The 16,704-nt window shown below is 72.2% G+C and carries 19 protein-coding genes; 12 read left to right on the top strand and 7 right to left on the bottom strand.

The window, feature by feature from the left end; all coding sequences use genetic code 11:
* Positions 1-23: 23 nt before the first annotated feature.
* Positions 24-608, bottom strand: a complete 585-nt coding sequence (locus OM076_RS34575; protein WP_270044726.1) for an HAD family hydrolase — start codon at positions 606-608, stop codon at positions 24-26.
* Positions 596-2,026 (bottom strand): L-aspartate oxidase, encoded by a 1,431-nt coding sequence (locus OM076_RS34570; RefSeq protein ID WP_270044725.1) that lies wholly within the window; start codon positions 2,024-2,026, stop codon positions 596-598. Before OM076_RS34570 ends, OM076_RS34575 begins: the two co-directional genes overlap by 13 nt.
* A gap of 27 nt (positions 2,027-2,053) precedes the next feature.
* Between OM076_RS34570 and OM076_RS34565 the strand changes: the two genes are divergently transcribed.
* Complete coding sequence (locus tag OM076_RS34565; RefSeq protein ID WP_270044724.1) at positions 2,054-3,085, top strand: histone deacetylase family protein; 1,032 nt, start codon at positions 2,054-2,056, stop codon at positions 3,083-3,085.
* Here the strand turns inward: OM076_RS34565 and OM076_RS34560 are convergent.
* Genes OM076_RS34560 through OM076_RS34550 form a run of 3 tightly spaced genes read right to left on the bottom strand, consistent with a single transcriptional unit; the run spans position 3,075 to position 6,765 of the window.
* Positions 3,075-3,827 (bottom strand): SPOR domain-containing protein, encoded by a 753-nt coding sequence (locus OM076_RS34560; protein ID WP_270044723.1) that lies wholly within the window; start codon positions 3,825-3,827, stop codon positions 3,075-3,077. The genes OM076_RS34565 and OM076_RS34560 overlap by 11 nt on opposite strands.
* 5 nt (positions 3,828-3,832) lie before the next feature.
* Positions 3,833-5,737, bottom strand: coding sequence for a hypothetical protein (locus OM076_RS34555; protein WP_270044722.1), 1,905 nt, complete (start codon positions 5,735-5,737; stop codon positions 3,833-3,835).
* Positions 5,734-6,765: a glycosyltransferase gene (locus OM076_RS34550; protein WP_270044721.1), complete on the bottom strand. Its 1,032-nt coding sequence runs from the start codon at positions 6,763-6,765 to the stop codon at positions 5,734-5,736. The genes OM076_RS34555 and OM076_RS34550 overlap by 4 nt, the downstream gene beginning before the upstream one ends.
* Before the next feature lie 172 nt (positions 6,766-6,937).
* On the opposite strand from OM076_RS34550, the gene OM076_RS34545 reads away from it, so the two are divergent.
* The 5 genes from OM076_RS34545 to OM076_RS34525 all read left to right on the top strand — a co-directional run bounded on the left by OM076_RS34545 (position 6,938) and on the right by OM076_RS34525 (position 10,995).
* On the top strand, positions 6,938-7,156 hold the full coding sequence (locus OM076_RS34545) for a hypothetical protein (protein ID WP_270044720.1): 219 nt from the start codon (positions 6,938-6,940) through the stop codon (positions 7,154-7,156).
* Positions 7,157-7,714: 558 nt separating this feature from the next.
* Positions 7,715-8,593 carry a glutamate racemase gene (murI, locus tag OM076_RS34540; protein ID WP_270044719.1) on the top strand — a complete coding sequence of 293 codons (879 nt, stop codon included), beginning with the start codon at positions 7,715-7,717 and terminating at the stop codon, positions 8,591-8,593.
* Positions 8,594-8,774: 181 nt separating this feature from the next.
* On the top strand, positions 8,775-9,509 hold the full coding sequence (rph, locus tag OM076_RS34535; RefSeq protein WP_270044718.1) for a ribonuclease PH: 735 nt from the start codon (positions 8,775-8,777) through the stop codon (positions 9,507-9,509).
* Positions 9,506-10,066 (top strand): RdgB/HAM1 family non-canonical purine NTP pyrophosphatase, encoded by a 561-nt coding sequence (rdgB, locus tag OM076_RS34530; protein WP_270044717.1) that lies wholly within the window; start codon positions 9,506-9,508, stop codon positions 10,064-10,066. The genes rph and rdgB overlap by 4 nt, the downstream gene beginning before the upstream one ends.
* On the top strand, positions 10,048-10,995 hold the full coding sequence (locus OM076_RS34525) for a cation diffusion facilitator family transporter (RefSeq protein WP_270044716.1): 948 nt from the start codon (positions 10,048-10,050) through the stop codon (positions 10,993-10,995). Before rdgB ends, OM076_RS34525 begins: the two co-directional genes overlap by 19 nt.
* Here the strand turns inward: OM076_RS34525 and OM076_RS34520 are convergent.
* A complete protein-coding gene (locus OM076_RS34520; RefSeq protein ID WP_270044715.1) occupies positions 10,988-11,131 on the bottom strand; it encodes a hypothetical protein in 144 nt (47 codons plus the stop codon). The genes OM076_RS34525 and OM076_RS34520 overlap by 8 nt on opposite strands.
* Before the next feature lie 27 nt (positions 11,132-11,158).
* Between OM076_RS34520 and OM076_RS34515 the strand changes: the two genes are divergently transcribed.
* From OM076_RS34515 to OM076_RS34490, 6 genes are all read left to right on the top strand, one after another.
* Positions 11,159-11,524 carry a hypothetical protein gene (locus OM076_RS34515; protein WP_270044714.1) on the top strand — a complete coding sequence of 122 codons (366 nt, stop codon included), beginning with the start codon at positions 11,159-11,161 and terminating at the stop codon, positions 11,522-11,524.
* Positions 11,525-11,681: 157 nt separating this feature from the next.
* Positions 11,682-11,954: an HU family DNA-binding protein gene (locus OM076_RS34510; protein WP_270044713.1), complete on the top strand. Its 273-nt coding sequence runs from the start codon at positions 11,682-11,684 to the stop codon at positions 11,952-11,954.
* A 69-nt stretch (positions 11,955-12,023) separates the two neighbouring features.
* Positions 12,024-13,058, top strand: a complete 1,035-nt coding sequence (gene pyrF / locus OM076_RS34505; RefSeq protein WP_270044712.1) for an orotidine-5'-phosphate decarboxylase — start codon at positions 12,024-12,026, stop codon at positions 13,056-13,058.
* Between the two features lie 11 nt (positions 13,059-13,069).
* Entirely contained in the window at positions 13,070-13,393 is a 324-nt protein-coding gene (locus tag OM076_RS34500; protein ID WP_270044711.1) for a LysM peptidoglycan-binding domain-containing protein, read from the top strand.
* 14 nt (positions 13,394-13,407) lie between these two features.
* A complete protein-coding gene (locus OM076_RS34495) occupies positions 13,408-14,637 on the top strand; it encodes a D-alanyl-D-alanine carboxypeptidase family protein (protein WP_270044710.1) in 1,230 nt (409 codons plus the stop codon).
* Positions 14,634-15,599 carry a 1-phosphofructokinase family hexose kinase gene (locus OM076_RS34490; protein ID WP_270044709.1) on the top strand — a complete coding sequence of 322 codons (966 nt, stop codon included), beginning with the start codon at positions 14,634-14,636 and terminating at the stop codon, positions 15,597-15,599. The genes OM076_RS34495 and OM076_RS34490 overlap by 4 nt, the downstream gene beginning before the upstream one ends.
* On the opposite strand, the gene OM076_RS34485 is transcribed toward OM076_RS34490, so the two are convergent.
* On the bottom strand, positions 15,592-16,653 hold the full coding sequence (locus OM076_RS34485; protein WP_270044708.1) for a hypothetical protein: 1,062 nt from the start codon (positions 16,651-16,653) through the stop codon (positions 15,592-15,594). The two genes, OM076_RS34490 and OM076_RS34485, sit on opposite strands and share 8 nt — an antisense overlap.
* Between the last annotated feature and the right edge of the window lie 51 nt (positions 16,654-16,704).

The following is a 16,704-nucleotide window of genomic DNA, read 5'->3' as shown; positions in this document are numbered from 1 at the left end:
ACGTCTTGTTTGTTGACTTCGCGTTAAGAAGGACTCGACGGCGAAAGTAGACGTTCCATCTCGGGGATCGTGAGGGCGGCCGATGTGTGGCGAATAGTGGCCATACCCAGGGCTTTTGCTGGCTTGAGGTTGCCGCCGAGGTCATCGACGAAGACGCAGCGCTCCGGCGCGACGCCGAGCCGCTCGGCGGCGATGACATAGATGCGCGGGTCCGGTTTGCGGATGCCGAGCGAGCCTGAGAGGACGATCACGTCGAAGAGCTCGTCGACGTCATAGTCGTCCGCGCGCCACGAGTTCGAGACCAGCGCGGTCGGTACGCCGCGGTCGTGCAGCGCCTTGACCGCGTCGCGCATCTCGACGTCGGGCCGGACGTCCTGGGTGAGCCGTTGCGCGAGGTCCGTGGGATCGACGGACAGCGCGGCGCCGAGCCGGACCTCGAACGTGGCGATGTCGATCTGCCCGGTCTCGAGCTCGATCAGCGCCTCGCGAGCAGCCGTGTCATCGCGGAACGCCGCACGCACGTCCACCCCCTCACGGCGCGCGAACGCCTCGAACGAGCCCATCATGCTCGTCGTGAGGACGCCGCCCCAATCGATCAGGAGGGCCACGGCTCGAACCGCGGGGCGTCGCTTTCGGGATCGAGGATCGTGTGCTGCGCGTCGAGCGCGGGATCGAGCTCGGGGAACTCCGCCCGGGCGTGCGAGCCGCGGGTCTCATGGCGCGCCAGCGCGGACACGGCCACGAGGCGGGCGAGCGGGTACGGATTCCGGGCGAGCTCCTCGAGGTCCTGCGCCTTGCGCTCGAGCCCCGCGAGCGCCCAGACGGCCTTGCGCGTCTCCCGCGTCGGCGCCTCGATCGGTTCGCCGGCGTACGCGCGAGGCTCCCCCGGCTCGGCCTCGTCGAGACCCCGCAGCGCCGCTCGCCGGCCGAACACGAAGCACTCGCTGAGCGAGTTCGACGCGAGCCGGTTGGCGCCGTGGAGGCCGGTGCAGGCACACTCGCCGACGGCATACAGGCGCTCGACGCCGGTCGCGCGCCCGTCGAGGTCGGTCACGATCCCGCCCATCACGTAGTGGCTGGCGGGGGCGATCGGGACGCGCTCGCGGGTCGGGTCCAGCCCGGCCTCCTGCAGGGCGGAGACGACGTTCGGGAACCGCCCCGGGTCGACCATCGTCATGTCGAGGCCGACGGACTTGGCCCCGGTGCTCTGCAACAGGCGGAAGATGGCGCGCGCGACCGCGTCACGCGGGTCGAGCTCGTTGACGAAGCGCTCGCCGTCGGGGCCGTGCAGCGTCGCTCCCTCGCCGCGGACCGCCTCGGAGATCAGGAAGCCCTCGCGGCCCTTGAGGCCGACCACGGCGGTCGGGTGGAACTGGGTGAACTCGAGGTCGGCGAGCATCGCGCCGGCGTTGCGGGCGAGCAGCAGGCCGGAGCCGAACGAGCCGGGCGGGTTGGTCGTGCGCGACCACAGGGCGGCGGCGCCGCCGGTGGCGAGGATCGTGGCGCGGGCGGTGAGGTCGCGGCCGTTCTCGAGCCGGACGCCGCCGTGCTGGAGGATCGCGGCGGCGCGCTCGCCCTCGAGCACCTCGATGTTGGGGTGCTCGACGACCTTCGCGCTGAGCGCCCGCAGGATGCGCCGGCCGGTCGCGCTCCCGCCGGCGTGGATGATCCGCCGGCGGCTGTGGCCGCCCTCGAGGCCGAGGGCGAGGTCACCGTGGCGGTCGGCGTCGAACTGGACGCCGTAGTCGAGGAGGTCCTTCACCCGCGCGGGCGACTCGTCGGTGAGGACCTCGGCGGCCGCCCGGCGCGTGAGGCCGCGGCCGGCGATCAGCGTGTCCTCGAGATGCTGCTGCGGCGAGTCGTCCAGCGCGAGCGCGGCGGCGGCGCCTCCCTGGGCCCAATAGGACGCCGTCTCGGCCAGCGGGCGGGCGGAGATGAGGGTGACGCGGGCGCCCTCGCGGGCGGCGGTCAGCGCGGCAAACAGTCCGGCCGCGCCGGCGCCAACGACGACGAGGTCGGATCGCACGCTCCGACACGGTATTACGGTGTGGCGATGGAGGAGAGCTCACGCCGCGCGATCTGGCTGCGCCACGACGACATCTTCGCCCACGACGTGCCCGATCACCCCGAGCGGCCGGCGCGTATCCGGGCGCTGGAGGCCGAGATGAGCGCGCACGAGTGGTTCGGCGTCTCGCCGGTGATCGCGCCGGAGGCCTCACGCTCCGAGCTCGAGCTCGTGCACCCGCCCTCGTACATCGACTCGATCCGTGCGTTGAGCGAGGCGGGAGGGGGCGCGATCGACGCGGACACGTTCGCCGTGCCCGGAACCTACGGTGCTGCTCTGCGGGCCGCGGGCGGGGCTGTGGCGCTCGTCGACGCGCTGCTGGGTGGGGAGGCCGCGGTGGGGGTCAGCGCGCTGCGCCCGCCCGGGCATCACGCCGAGGCGGCGCGGGCGATGGGGTTCTGCTTCTTCGGCAACGTCGCGGTCGCCGCGCGGCGGGCGACGTCGGCGTTCGGGTTGGAGCGGGTGATGATCGTCGACTGGGACGTCCACCACGGCAACGGCACCAACGACATCTTCCATGCGGACGACGACGTGCTCTTCCTGTCCATCCACGAGTCGCCCCTGTACCCCGGGACGGGGCCGGAGACCGACGTGGGCTCGGGCGCCGGCGAGGGCTTCACGGTGAACCTGCCGGTGCCCGGCGGGAGCGGCGACGCGGTCTACCGGTCCCTGATCGAGCACGTGGCGTGCGGGCTCATCCGTTCCTGGGAGCCGCAACTGGTGCTCGTCAGCGCCGGCTTTGACGCGCATCGTGACGATCCGCTGGCCACGTGCCGCGTGAGCGAGGCCGGCTTCGCGGGGATGACGGCGTCGCTGCGGCACGCGTCTGACGGCGTGGGAGCGCCGCTGGGGCTCGTGCTGGAGGGCGGGTACGACCTCGGCGCCTTGAGTCGCTCGATGGCGGCGCTGATGCCCGTGCTGGTCGACGCCGTCACGCCCGGCGCGCAGGACGTCGACGTCCACCCGCTGGCGCGGCGGGCGAAGGAGCGTCTGGCGCCGCGCTGGGCGCTTACGTCTTGATCTGACGCACGTAGGCGTCGTGGAAGTTCGACCGGACGCCGTCGAGCGCGGCTTCCGCGTCGGACTTGGTCGAGTACGTCCCGGTGAACACCACCCAGTAGCCGCCGTTGAGCGACGAGTAGTCGTCGGACTTGAGGATCCCGGGCGATTCGCCCTTGTCCTGCGCCTCCTGCGCCACCTTCTCGGCGCCCTCCTGCGTGCTCGCCGACTCGATGATGATCGTGTAGTCGCCGTCGCTGCCGGTCCAGCCGGGGAAGGACGAGCTGGTGCTCGGCTCCGCGGTGACCGTCGGCTCGGGCGTGCTCGTCTCGGTCGGCTCGGGCGACGCCGTCGCATTCGGGTCCGGGGAGACGGTCGCGGTGGCGTTCGGGTCAGGCGAGACGGTCGCGGTCGCGCTCGGTAGCGGCGTCAGGGTCGGCAGCGGGCTCGGGGTCGCGCCGGGTGGAGCCTGCGCGCTCGCCGACGGCGTGGGTGTGGGGTTGCCCGCCACGACGTCGTTGCGGCTCGCCAGCGCGAGGATCGCGAGGATCACCCCGATCACGGCCAGCGCGGCGAGTCCACCGCCCAGATACAGCGGCACCCGCCACCCGCGTGCCTCGACGACCTCGGTCCCGGTCGCGGCACCGCAGTTCAGGCACCACTCCTGATCGGTCGCCAGCGCGCTGCCACAGCGCGGGCAGCGACGTTCGACCGGAATACCCTCGACCGGGGTCGGGGCGTCAGGCGGGGGAGGAGTCTCCATCGTGCTCACGGGCGCCGCTCCACGGGGCGAAGGATCGAGTCGTCGTGCCCGTTGGCCGCCTGCCCGCGCCACGTGTCGTAGTCGCGGGTGGGGGCGTCCGAGGCGTCGTCTTTGACGTCTGGCGTGCCGTCCGTGGGCGTCGCGCCGGCGTCTGCGGGCAACGGGGTCGGCTCGCCCTGGGCGGCCGCGCCCTCCTCGCCGGGCCCGACGCCGTTCGCATGCGTCGCAAGCGGGTCGCCGCTACGGACGGGCGCTGGCGCGTATTCGCCCGCGGCGGAGCTCGAGTCGGCTGCCTCGCCGTCGCCGGACGGTTGAGCGTCGGCGGCGTCGCCGACTGGCGTGACGTCGTCCGCAGGGTCGCCGTCGCCGGCGAGTCGGGCGTCGGCCGCCGTTTCCGCGGCGCCGTCGGTCGTGCCGGTGGCAGTCGTGTCGCCCTCGCGGGCCGGCGTCTCGCCGTCCGCAGGGTCGCCGTCTCCGACGAGACGGGGGTCGGCTGCCGCTTCCGCGGCGCCGTCGGTCGCGCCGGTGGCAGTCGTGTCGCCCTCGCCGGCCGGCGTCTCGCCGTCCGCAGGGTCGCCGTCGTCGGCGCGACGGGCGTCGGCCGCCGCTTCCGCGGCGCTTTCGCGCTCGCTCGTCGGCGTCGCGTCGCCCTCGCCGCCTGGCGTCTCGCCACCGGTGGCTGCGCCCACGCCGACCGGCGTCGGGTCACCCGCTGCCTCGTCGTCGCCGGCCACGTTGGTCTCGGCGCCGGATTCGTCCACGGCGGCGCCGACCGTCTCGGCGGCCGCGGAGGGAGCCGCTGCGGCCGCCGTCATGGCGGCGGCCTCGGCGGACGCGGACTCGCGGCTCGGCCACTGGAACGCGGCGTCCGGGGCGGGGATCTCCTGCGTCGGCTGGTCGGCGTTCGCGACCACCTCCGGGGCAGGCTCCGCGACGACCACGGGTTCCGCGACGACTTGGCCCTTCGCGAGCTCGCGTCGCGCGGCCTCGGTCAGCGGGTTCCCGCAGTGCGAGCAGTAGTGCGCGGCGCTGCCGAAGAGCTCGCCGCAGTGCGGGCATTCGCCGCCCACGCCGGGCTCGCGGACGAGGACCTGGCGACGGACGTCGTCGAGGCGCATCTCGATCTCGTGCAGCTCGGCGTCCACACGTCCGAGGCGGGCGAGCTTGGTCTCGCGCAGGCGGCGGTGCGCCTCGTGCTCGATGTCGTGGGCCGTGCGGTGCAGCTCGTAGACGAACCCGCCGAGATCGCGCAGCAGCAGCTCGCGGGCGGCGCGCAGGAAGGCAGCGCGGCGGCGCAGCTTCCCGCGGCGCGCGCTCGTCCCCACCGGCGCGCCGAGCTCATCGGGGTCCAGGCCCGCCGGCAGATCGGCGACCGGCTCGCTCGGGGGCGGGACGTAGACGGGGGCCGCATAGGCGAACGGCGCCGGTGCGTTCGGGTCGTACGGCTGCGCGCCCGCAGGTGCCGGGCCGTACGCCTCGGCGCCGTAGAGCGTGTGCGAGTCGGCCACCTCCGGCTCGACCGACGCCGGGTCGAGGGCGGGCCTGCCGTAGAGCGTGTGCGAGTCGGCCACCTCCGGCTCGACCGACGCCGGGTCGAGGGCGGGCCTGCCGTAGAGCGTGTGCGAGTCGGCCACCTCCGGCTCGACCGACGCCGGGTCGAGGGCGGGCCTGCCGTAGAGCGTGTGCGGATCCGCCGGCAGGTCATCCGAGGCCGTCCCAGCCGGCTCCGAGCTGTCGTGCAGCACCCGCGTCTGCGCGGCCGGATCACTGAACAGGGGCCGATGGCCCTCCGGCTCGGCGGGGGTGTTGGCGGGTGCGTCCGTGGTTCCGGGCTCGGCCGCCGCTGGCGGCTCGGTGCCTTCGGGACCTCCGGAGCGCCGGCTGGACAAGCGTTTGAACAGGCCGCTCATAGGTCGTTGGAACCCCTCGTCGGCACGGGGCCCCGCACGTCGAGTATAGGGTCGCGCTCCGCTCTCACGACGTCGTTGAACGGATCGTTACATCCGGAGGTTCGGTCTTCGAGCAGATCGCGCCACGCTTCGACCACGCGCGAGGCCATCGCATCGGCGCTGAACAGCTCCGCTCGCGACCGTCCGTCCACCCGCGGATCGGCCGCCTCGAGCTGCGGCCGAAGCGCCGCACGCCAGGCATCGCGATCCCATTCGGCGCAATACGCGCCCGCGATCCCATGCAGCGCCACCGGGTGGATGCCGACCGGCGTCCCGAACGCGGGCACGCCGCACGCGAGCGCCTCGATCACGCTCAAGCCGAACCCCTCCGCCGAGGACGGGACCAGGACGGCGTTGGCGGCGTTGATCCAATACGGGACCTCGTCCGGCGCGACGCCCCCGAGCGTCAGCAAGGGCACGTCGCCGGCGACCTCGACGGCGCGGTCGTAGCGCTTCAACGGCCGCGACGGATCGTGCGGGAACAGGAGATACGGGCCGTCCGGGTCCAGACCGAGGCGCGCGCGGGCCACCGCGCGTGGGAGCGGCCGGAAGCGCTCCAGGTCGATCCCCACCGGCAGCACCGCCACCCGTCGCGTCACCCCCGCGCCGGGCACGTTCGCGCTGAACTCGCGCGAGACCGCCGCCGCCAGGGCCGTGAACGGCAGCGCGGCGCGGGTCGCGTAGTACGAGCGGCGGACCAGGAGGTCGTTGCCGTGCAACGTCACGACCACCGGCCCCAGATGCGCAAGCAGCGCCGGCCAGGCGGTCAGCCCGAAGTGTGCGTGGACGATGTCGAACCGCTGTCCGCGGTAGCGCGACCGCAGCGTGGCGGCGGCGCGCACCAGGGCGCGCGGACCGGGCCCGAACGCGAACAGCTCGACGTCGAGGTCGTCACGGCGGCGGAACGCCTCGACCTGGTCGCGCACGAACGGCCCGAACCACGGCCGCTCGCGCGACGGGTACATGTTCGTCACGACCAGGACGCGCACGGCGTCCACACTACGGCGCGCCGGGCGAGATGCCCCGCGTCCGCCGCGCAGAATTGATGCAGTTCCGGCACAGAATCGGCACAAAGACGTGTAGATCCGTCGCAGGCGCGAACCGGAGACTCCCGACCGTGCCCCGCATGGTGCCGGGCACGGGACTCCAAGGAGGCTCGTCATGTACGAGTGGATGGCGCGTGCGCACGTCGCGCTGGTGCGGGAACGTGGTCAAGGGACGGTCGAGTACGTCGGGCTGATCCTGCTGATGGGCGTGCTGATCGCGGGCGTGGTCGCCGCGACGGGAAGCCTCAAAGGCAACGGGATCGCCCAGACGATCGCCGACAAGCTCAAGACGACGATCGAGGGCATCACCACCGGGACCGGGCCGAAGAGCTAGTGCCTCGAGCGAACGTCAACTGCGCCGGGTGGGGGAGGGGGAGTGGCAGTGCCACCCGTTCCGGCCTGCCGTGGACCCGCTCGGTGCGCGGCTCTGTTGGCTCGAATGGCCGTGCTGGGATACCGGCAGTTACGGGCGTGGTGTTGACACCGCGATCCGCGCGGGGCCTTCCGGTGATCGGTTTCGGCGAGCAACAAGTCATGCGCGACGGGGGGTGCGTACTCCTATTCCGGCCTGACCGGACTTCGCGTACGGACCCCCATCTGCGCGCCAACTCAATCAATGGGAACCCGATCGAAACCCGCGGACGGACCGCCAAACGCGCACGGTCGACCAAGGCGCCCGAGAGTCGGCGAGGTCGGAGCACACTTTCCGTCTCCGTGGCCCGTAACTGCCGGTATCCCGGCACGGCACATCGAGCCGACAGAGCCGAGCCGAGCGGCGGACGGCGGCGAGACAGACCCGGAGGGTGCGCCACTCCCCCTCCCCCACCCGGCGCAGTTGACTTTGACGTCCCTAGGCATGGGGCGGGTCAGCAACGCGTGCCAGACTGGCGGCGTGGCCGCGCCGCCAGTGTCCCCGTCCGCGCCCGACGCGCTGCGCCGGCGGCCCGTCGGCGTGTTCGACTCCGGGGTCGGCGGCCTCACGGTGCTGCACGAGCTACTCGTCCAGTTGCCGCACGAGGACTTCGTGTACTTCGCCGACTCCGCGCGACTGCCGTACGGTCCGCGGCCGCGGGAGGAGATCGAGACGTTCTCGCTCGAGGTCGCCGAGGAGCTGCTCGCGCGGCGGATCAAGCTGCTCGTCGTCGCATGCAACAGCGCTTCGGCGGCCGCGCTGCCCGCGCTGCGCGAGCGGCTGATGCAGACCACGCTCGGGGTCGACGTGCTCGGCGTCGTCCAGCCGGGCGCGGCGCAGGCGGTGGCGAAGACGCGCAACGGCCGCGTGGGCTACATGGCGACGGAGGCGACGGTGCGCAGCGGCGCGTACGAGAAGGCGATCGCGGCGGTGGACCCGTTCGTGACCGTCGTCGGGGTCGCCTGCCCGCAGCTGGTGCCGCTGATCGAGCGCGGCTCGCCGTTCGACGAGCGGATCGTGGACGCCGTCCGCCACTACACGCGCCCGCTGCGTGAGGCGGAGGTGGACACGGTGATCCTCGGCTGCACCCACTACCCGCTGATCGGCCCGATGCTCCAGCGCCTGCTCGGTCGCGGCGTCGAGATCGTCAGCTCGGGCACGGCGATCGCCCGGCAGGTCGAGCACGCGCTCGGCAGTCGCGGGCTCGGCAACCCGTCCGCCGCCGAGGGCGAGTACCGGTTCCTCACGTCCGGCGACCCCGAGGCGCTGCGCGCGTCGGGCACCCGTTTTCTCCAGCTTCCCCTCGGCCCGGTGGAGCACGTCGCGCTCACGTCCGAGCTCGCCGAGGTCCCGCGATGACGCGCCCACCGCGGTCGCCCGCGCGCAGCGAGCGTCAACTTGATCGGGTAGAGCCCGACGAACCTTGCGTTCGGCGCGCTCGCGAGGCGCGGACCCGCGTGGCGGACCCGCCCGCGGGGGCGCGCGACCCGGAACTGGCCGTCGGCGGCCCGGCAAGCGGCGGAGCCGCAGGAGCGATGCGATGACGGCGACAGGCACACGGAGCGGCGGGCGGGCGGCGAACGAGCTTCGGCCGGTGACGATCGAGCCCGGATTCGTCCGGACGGCGGCCGGCTCGGCGCTGATCTCGTGCGGGGGGACGCGGGTGATCTGCACCGCGTCGGTGCAGGAAGCCGTCCCGCGGTGGATGGCCGGCCGCGGCAAGGGCTGGATGACCGCCGAGTACGGGATGCTGCCGGCGTCCACGGGCGAGCGCAAGCAGCGCGACATCTCCAGGGGCAAGCAGGACGGCCGCGGGATCGAGATCCAGCGCCTGATCGGCCGCAGCCTGCGCGGGATCGCCGACCTCGAGGCGCTGGGCGAGCGCACGCTCTACATCGACTGCGACGTGCTCGAGGCCGACGGCGGCACGCGCTGCGCGGCGATCACGGGTGGGTATGTCGCGCTCGCCCTCGCGGCGCGCAAGCTGCAGGAGGAAGGCCTGATCTCGCGCAGCCCGCTCACCGGGAGCATCGCCGCGGTGTCGTGCGGGGTCGTGGGCGGGATCCCGATGCTCGACCTGGACTATCCGGAGGACTCGTCGGCGGAGGTCGACGCCAACGTGGTCATGACCGGGGAGGGCGGGCTGGTCGAGGTCCAGGCGACGGCCGAGAGGACGCCGCTCTCGCGCACGCACCTGGACGAGCTGCTGGCGCTCGCGCAGACCGGGATCGAAGGCCTGCGGGCCGCGCAGGAAGCCGCGCTGGCGCTGCCGTGATCCTCGCCACACGCAACGATCACAAGGTGCGCGAGTTCGCGCGCCTGCTGCCCGGCGTGGCGTTCGACCCGCTGCCGGACGGCCTGGCGAGCCCGGAGGAGACGGGGGAGACCTACGCCGAGAACGCGCTGATCAAGGCGAGGGCCGCGGCGCAAGCGACCGGGCAGCCTGCGTTCGCCGACGACTCGGGGATCGAGGCCGAGGCGCTCGACTGGCGCCCCGGCGTGCGCACCGCCCGGTTCGCGGGCGAGGACGCGAGCGACGGAGAGAACCTGGCCAAGCTGCATCGGGAGGCACCCGCCGGCAGCCGGGCCCGCTACGTGTGCGTGATCGCCCACGTCTCGCCCGCCGGCGAGGAGCACGTGTTCGAAGGCCGCTGCGAGGGCACGCTCGCACAAGCACCGTACGGCGCGGGCGGCTTCGGTTATGACCCGATCTTCATCGCTGACGAGACACCCGGGCGCACGATGGCGGCGCTGAGCGACGCGGAGAAGGACGCGATCTCGCACCGCGGCCATGCGGCGCGGGAGCTGCTGGCATGGCTGGACGGACGCTGAACGGCGACCGGACGGTCGCGGCCTCACACGAGGAGACGCGCGACCGCGCGCGCAGCCGCGCGGCGACGATCTCGATCCTCAGCAACACCGCGCTGATCGTGCTGAAGGTCGTGGCCGGCGTCCTCACGGGCTCGGTGGCGATCCTCACCGAGGCCCTGCACTCCGCCATCGACCTGCTCGCGAGCTTCATCGCCTTCTTCTCGGTCCGGCGCGCGGAGGAGCCCGCCGACGCCTCGCACCGCTACGGACACGAGAAGTTCGAGAACGCCGCCGCGGCGGCCGAGGGCATGCTGATCCTGGCCGGCAGCGCCGTGATCGCCTTCGCCGCCATCCGCGCGCTGATCCACGGCCCGCACCTGGAGCGGCTGGGCATCGGCATCGTCGTGATCGGCGTCGCCAGCGCCGCGAACCTCGCCGTGTCGAGCTGGCTCTTCAGGCGCGCCCGCGAGACGAACTCACCCGCCCTGCACGGCGACGCGAGCCACCTGCGCACCGACGCCTACACGTCGATCGGCGTGCTGGTCGGCCTCGGGCTGGTCAGCGTCACGGGCGCGCACTGGCTGGACCCGGTGGTGGCGCTGATCATCGCGGCGGCGATCGTCGTCACCGGCACGCGGATCACGATGGGCTCGCTGCGCGTGCTCGTCGACGAGGCGCTGCCGGACGAGGAGCTCGAGGTGATCCGGCGCGCGATCGAGTCCTTCTCGGACCGCGGCGTGGTCGGCTACCACCAGCTGCGCACCCGCCAGGCGGGCGCGCGGCGCTACGTCGACCTGCACGTGCAGTTCGCGCACGGGACGACGCTCGAGGAGGCGCACCGGATCGGGCACGAGCTGCAGGATTCGATCGAGGCTGACCTCCAGGGCGCCGACGTCCTGATCCACCTCGAGCCCGAGGACCGCGTGCGGCCCGACGAGGCGCTCAGGTGAGATTGATCCCCGCGGCGATGGCGACCGCGAGCGTCACGCCCGCGTAGCCGTCGTAGCCGGAGATCAAGAGGATCACCGCCGTGATCAGGCAGATGCCGACGGTGACGAGCCAGGAAATGCGGGCGAGTTGAGACATGACCGCGCTCTATTGTCGCGGACGGCGATGACGGCGTCCCTGACACCCGCGCTCGCGCTCGAGTTCATCACCGCTCTCAGCGCGGATATCCGCGCCGGAATCGTCCTCGGCGCCGGCGGGGAGCACCTGGCCGGCCCGGCCGCGCTGGCCGAGGCGGCGCGCGCCCTGCCGGACGCGCCGCACCTCGAAGGGGGGACGGCCCGCGGCGCGGTGTTCGCGGCGCGCGACGAGCGGCACACGATCGTCGTCGTCACGGGCCCGTTCGCGCTCCCCCGAGTCACCCGCCTCGACCTGGAGACCGCACTCTCCGCGCTGGGTGGCCAAACGTCGCCGACGGGCCCTCCGCAGCGCCTCGACGACCCCCTCGTCAGCGCTGTTTTACGCGCCGTCTAACAGCATTTTCGGCGCCGCAGAGCCAAGAAAAGGTCTGAATTACTGCGCGGAAATGTCGCAAATTGCGGGTTTTTCGACGAGAAACCCCCAACCCCGTCCGAACCCACTGTTAGCTTCGGCCATCCACCCCAATCCCCCGGGATACACAGGAGGACGCATGACGAAGAACGAGTTCGTCGATCGAGTCGCAGCAGCGAGCGGTCTGAGCAAGAAGGACGCCGGATCCGCGGTCGATGCCGTGATCTCTTCGGTCGAGGCCGCTCTGGGTGCAGGCGAGGAAGTCAACTTCACCGGTTTCGGCAAGTTCCACGTCGCTGAGCGCGGCGCCCGCGAGGGTCGCAATCCGCGCACCGGCGAGACCATGACAATCGCCGCCAGCAAGGTGCCGCGCTTCACGGCCGGCTCCGGCCTCAAGAAGGCCGTCAAGTAACACGCCTCGAGGGGCGCCGGTGGAAACACCGCCGGCGCCCGACCGGGCGATGAGCATCCTGCGCAGCCAGTGACCGCGCGACACGGCAACGGCAGCGGCCGCCCGGCCCCCCGTCCCAACTTCGGTGATCGCCTCACAGAAGCGGTCGCCGCCCGCGAATCGCAGATCGTTCTCGGGATCGACCCCGATCCGGCCAAGTTGTGGCCGGCGGCGGTCGAGGCCACGAGTGAGGCGCGGGCACGGCTCGCGTCCACGCTCTCAGAGGCCGAGGACGCGGCCGGGGGCGTGGGCGAGACGCCCAGCGGCTCCAGAGCCGCGGGCGTCATCTCCCGCCTGGAGACCGCGGCGGCAGTGCTCGCGCACTGCCGTGCGCTGGTCGACGCGGCGGCCCCCGCGGTCGTCGCCGTGAAGCCCCAGTTGGCCTGCTTCGAGCGTCTCGGCGCACCCGGCTGGCTCGCGCTCGAGCATGTCTGCGAGCACGCGCGCTCCCGCGGCCTGCTGGTCCTCGCCGACGGCAAGCGCGGCGACGTCCCCGTCACCGCGGCGGCCTACGGCCAGGCGCTCGTCTCCAGCACACCTTCGCCGTTCGGCCCCGTCAGCGGGCTGCTCGCCGACGCCTTCACGGCCAACCCGCTGCTCGGCCGCGACGCGCTCGCGCCGATGATCGCGTCCGCGCGGGCCGCCAACGCCGGCGCGTTCGTCCTCGTGCGCACGTCCAACCCGGGCGCCGCCGACATCCTGGACCTCGAGCTCGCGACGGGCGAGCGGCTCTGGGAGCGCCTCGCGCAGCTCGTCGACGAACTGGGCGACGAAGGGCCGTCCGGCCTCAAGGACGTCGGCGCCGTCACCGGCGCGACCGAGCCGCAGCACCTCGCCCGGCTGCGCGAGCTGATGCCGCACACACCGTTCCTGCTGCCCGGCATCGGCGCCCAGGGAGGCGACGTGGCCGCGCTCGCGCCCGCGTTCGCTCCTGGCCGCGCCGGAGGGTTGATCACGTCCTCGCGCTCGATCGCCAACGCACACCAGAACTCCGGCTCATCCCCACCCGATGCCGCCCGCAAAGAGGCGGAGCGCCTACGCGAACAGGCGTGGAGCCTCGGATAGAATTGCTCGGGATGCGTCGCAACCCTGCGCGGTTCCTCGCGCCCATTGCGCTCATCGCCTTCTCCTTCGCGTTGTATTCCCTGGTCCAGGACGGCCGGGACAGCACAGGCGGAACCTCCAACGGCAACGCGACCGCGACGGCCACGGCGACGAGCACTTCGAAGAAGAAGTCCTCGTCGTCTTCGAAGAAGAAGCGCAAGACCTACACGGTCAAGTCGGGCGACACCCTGTCCGGCATCGCGGAGAAGACCGGCGTGTCGCTCGAGACCCTGAACCAACTCAACCCCAACGCGGAAACCCTCTCACCGGGCCAGAAGCTCAGGCTCAGCAGGTGAGGCGCGCCGGAGGCATGGGTGCGGCCCTCCTGACGGGGCTCGCACTGCTCATACCCGCTTCGGCGCAGGCCGCGAAGGTCCCGGACTGCCCGTCGGCCGCCAAGGCTCCGAGCGCGATCGTGATCGAAGTCTCCACGGGCACGGTGGCGTGCGCCCGCAACGCCGACCAGGAACGGCAGATCGGCTCGACGACGAAGCTGATGACCGCGCTCCTCGTGCTCGAGGAGGCCAAGCTCAGCGACACGTACAAGGCCTCCAGCTACCGGCCGGCGCCGATCGAGTCCCAGATCGGCCTGCTGCCGGGCGAGCGGATGAAGGTCAGCGATCTCATGCGCGGCCTGCTGCTGGAGTCCGGCAACGACGCCGCGATGGCGCTCGCGCAGGGTGTGTCCGGCACGACGAAGGCCTTCGTGCGCGAGATGAACCGCCGCGCCAAGCAACTCGGCCTCACCCACACGCACTACACGAACCCGATCGGCCTGGACGCCCCGGGCAACTACTCCAGCGCGCGCGACCTCGTCACGCTCGCGACGGTCCTGCGCACGAACAAGTTCTTCAAGAAGATCGTGGACTCGCCGAGCGGCACGCTCAAGACGGGCGATCACCCGCGCACGTTCCGCAACAGCAACACGCTGCTCCAGAAGTACGCCTACGTCAACGGCGTCAAGACCGGCCACACCCACGGCGCGGGCTACGTCCTGGTGGGCAGCGCCAGCCGCAGCGGCGTGCAGCTGATCAGCGCGGTGCTGGCCACGCCGACCGAGTCCGCGCGCGACGCCGACACGATGGCGCTCTACAAGTGGGCCTTCCCGCGCTTCCAGCGCATTCGCGCGGTGATCGAGGGCCACCCGATGGCGACCGCGCAGATCCGCTTCCGCGCCGGCGCCGAGCTCAAGCTCGTCCCCGATCGCACGATCCGGCGGATCGTCCTGCGCGGGCATCGCGCGGCGGTCAAGGTCGACGTCGAGGCGCCGCGCGTCGTCGAGGGGCCGATCCGCAGCGGCCAGCGGCTCGGGAAGGTCGACGTCACCCAGAACGGCAAACTCGTCGCCACGGTCCCGCTGATCGCCCAGGCGGCCGTGCCCGCGGCCCAGATCAAGGACAAGACCAAGTCGGCGGCGTCGAGCCCGTTGTTGATCATCGGCGTCGCATTGGCGGTCGTTCTCGCTACGGTCCTGCTGGCGGCTCGGCGCCGCGCGCGAATCACGCGCGGCCGTCGACACCGCCAGACGAGCGCCGCATGATCGTCACCGTCACGCTCAATACCGCCATCGACAAGACCCTGTCGGTGCCCAACTTCCGCCTCGGCCGCCGCCACCGGACGGTCGAGCAGACGACGATGCCGGGCGGGAAGGGCGTCAACGTCGCCCGCGTGCTCAAGACGCTCGGCGCGCCGGTGATCGCCACCGGGTTGGCCGGCGGGGCGACGGGCACGCGCATCGTCGACCAGCTCACGCAGCTGTCGGTGCTGAGCGACTTCGTCCGCATCGGCGAGGAGTCGCGCACCAACACGGCCGTGATCGATCCCACCACGGGCGAGCAGACCGAGATCAACGAGCGCGGGCCGAAGGTCACGCCGCACGAGGTCGAGCTGTTCGTGGACAAGCTGCTCTACCTCGCCAAGGGCGCGAGCGTGTGCGTCTTCGCGGGTTCGCTGCCGCGTGACGTGGACACGGACATCTACGCGTTCCTGATCCGCGAGCTGCGCCGGCTGAACGTCACGACCGTGGTCGACACCGACGGCGACCCGATGCGCCGTGCGGTGCGCTCGGAGCCGAACATCGTCTCGCCGAACGTGCTCGAGGCCGAGGAGCTCGTCGGGCACGAGTTCAACGACGACGAGGACCGCACGTACGCCGTCGGCGAGATCTGCGAGCTGGGCGCTCGCGAGGCGATCATGACGATGACCGACGGCTGCTTCGCGCGCATGCTGCCGGGCGACGGGTCCTCCGAGCCCTCCCTGTACCGCGTCCGCGTGCGCGGCGGAGCGATCGAGCCCCGGGCCACCGTCGGGTCCGGCGACGCCTTCCTCGCCGGTTTCGTGGCTTCCCGCTACCTCGGCAAGTCCGTCGAGGACTCGCTCGCGTTCGGCGTGGCCTGCGGCGCCGAGTCGACCCAGCACCTCGGCGCCGGCCTCGTGGACCCCGAGCGGGTGGAGCGACTGCTGGGCGAGATCGAGGTCGAGCGCCCGACCGTCGTCAGTTAGCCCGCACGCCCAGCAGCTTCAGGTAGAACGTCATCGTCTTCTGCTCAGCGGGGGACATGCTCGCGCTGACGGTGGCCCCGGTGCTCAGGACGGTGCCCGGCGTGATTCCCTCGGCGTTCATGAAGCCGTCCAGCAGGTCCTCGACAGCGTTCTTGTCCTTGATCTCCTGCGGGGTGGTCGCGTACTGCACCCAAGGGGCCTTCGCCTGGATGTGCTTGAGGTAGGCGTCGGGGTCGTTGCCCTCGGGGAAGGTCCCGTCCGTCTGCTGGCCGAGGTGGTAGTTCAGGTAGGCCTTCAGGTTCGGCTTGGTCTCGATCTTCGCGAACAGCGCTTTGCGCCCGGCGGCCATGGACGGGAAGATCGCGAACGTGTGCTTGCCCCACTTCATGCCGGTCCCGAGTCCCATGCCGCCGAGCTCGTCGGAGTTGCCGGGGTTGTTGGCCAGCCAGACCGAGGAGCGCCGCGCCTTGTCGACCTTGGTCATGAAGTACGTCTTGATCTGGCCGTCGTAGACCACGTAGGTGTTGCCGTCGGGGTCGTCGCCGCTGGTGCCGGGCTTGGCGGGGCCGAACTCGCCGACCGCGTCGCGCTCGCCGGTGGCCAGTTGGTTGACGTCGCCCTCGCCGCTCCCGGCGCGGCCCTGCAGCGCGTCGAGGGCGCTCTGGATGCGGTTGCGGTCGGCGTCGGAGATCGATGCCGCCCCGAGCTCCTCCGCGACGGTGTGCAGCGTTCCCTGCTGCCGCATCCGCGCGAGCACGTCGAGCAGCATCTTCATGTCGAGTTTGGCGAGCTCGGCGAAGGCGGTGTCGTGCGCGTCGGCGGTGTCCTGGGCGAGCCCGGCGCCGACGTCCGCGGCGTGACGATCGATCTCCTCGGTGCGTTCGTCCGGTTTGCGGCCCAGCGCGCGGCCGGTGGCCCGATTTCCGGCTGTGCGCTGCAGCGAGAGCACCGCGTCGACCTGGCTGTCGGGCAGCGCGCCCACGAAGGGCGCGGCCGCCGGAGCCGCCACCGGCACCGGCGCCTGCGGGGCGGGGATTTGCGCAGGTTCGGGCATCGTGCGCAGTCTGCCGGAACCAGGTCTCCATAACCACCCGCGAGGGCGGCT

Source organism: Solirubrobacter ginsenosidimutans (genome assembly GCF_027587205.1).
Note: the sequence above shows the minus strand (reverse complement) of the source record. Positions and strands in the feature narration are given on the sequence as shown.

What these genes read in the sequence shown, in the direction of transcription:
- OM076_RS34525 (WP_270044716.1), top strand. Translation starts at nt 10,048, where the DNA reads ATGGCTGGACGGACGCTGAACGGCGACCGGACGGTCGCGGCCTCACAC.
- OM076_RS34545 (WP_270044720.1), top strand. Translation starts at nt 6,938, where the DNA reads ATGTACGAGTGGATGGCGCGTGCGCACGTCGCGCTGGTGCGGGAACGT.
- OM076_RS34490 (WP_270044709.1), top strand. Translation starts at nt 14,634, where the DNA reads ATGATCGTCACCGTCACGCTCAATACCGCCATCGACAAGACCCTGTCG.
- OM076_RS34510 (WP_270044713.1), top strand. Translation starts at nt 11,682, where the DNA reads ATGACGAAGAACGAGTTCGTCGATCGAGTCGCAGCAGCGAGCGGTCTG.
- OM076_RS34485 (WP_270044708.1), bottom strand. Translation starts at nt 16,653, where the DNA reads ATGCCCGAACCTGCGCAAATCCCCGCCCCGCAGGCGCCGGTGCCGGTG.
- OM076_RS34515 (WP_270044714.1), top strand. Translation starts at nt 11,159, where the DNA reads ATGACGGCGTCCCTGACACCCGCGCTCGCGCTCGAGTTCATCACCGCT.
- OM076_RS34495 (WP_270044710.1), top strand. Translation starts at nt 13,408, where the DNA reads ATGGGTGCGGCCCTCCTGACGGGGCTCGCACTGCTCATACCCGCTTCG.
- rph (WP_270044718.1), top strand. Translation starts at nt 8,775, where the DNA reads ATGACGGCGACAGGCACACGGAGCGGCGGGCGGGCGGCGAACGAGCTT.
- OM076_RS34500 (WP_270044711.1), top strand. Translation starts at nt 13,070, where the DNA reads ATGCGTCGCAACCCTGCGCGGTTCCTCGCGCCCATTGCGCTCATCGCC.
- OM076_RS34565 (WP_270044724.1), top strand. Translation starts at nt 2,054, where the DNA reads ATGGAGGAGAGCTCACGCCGCGCGATCTGGCTGCGCCACGACGACATC.
- OM076_RS34560 (WP_270044723.1), bottom strand. Translation starts at nt 3,827, where the DNA reads ATGGAGACTCCTCCCCCGCCTGACGCCCCGACCCCGGTCGAGGGTATT.
- OM076_RS34520 (WP_270044715.1), bottom strand. Translation starts at nt 11,131, where the DNA reads ATGTCTCAACTCGCCCGCATTTCCTGGCTCGTCACCGTCGGCATCTGC.
- OM076_RS34555 (WP_270044722.1), bottom strand. Translation starts at nt 5,737, where the DNA reads ATGAGCGGCCTGTTCAAACGCTTGTCCAGCCGGCGCTCCGGAGGTCCC.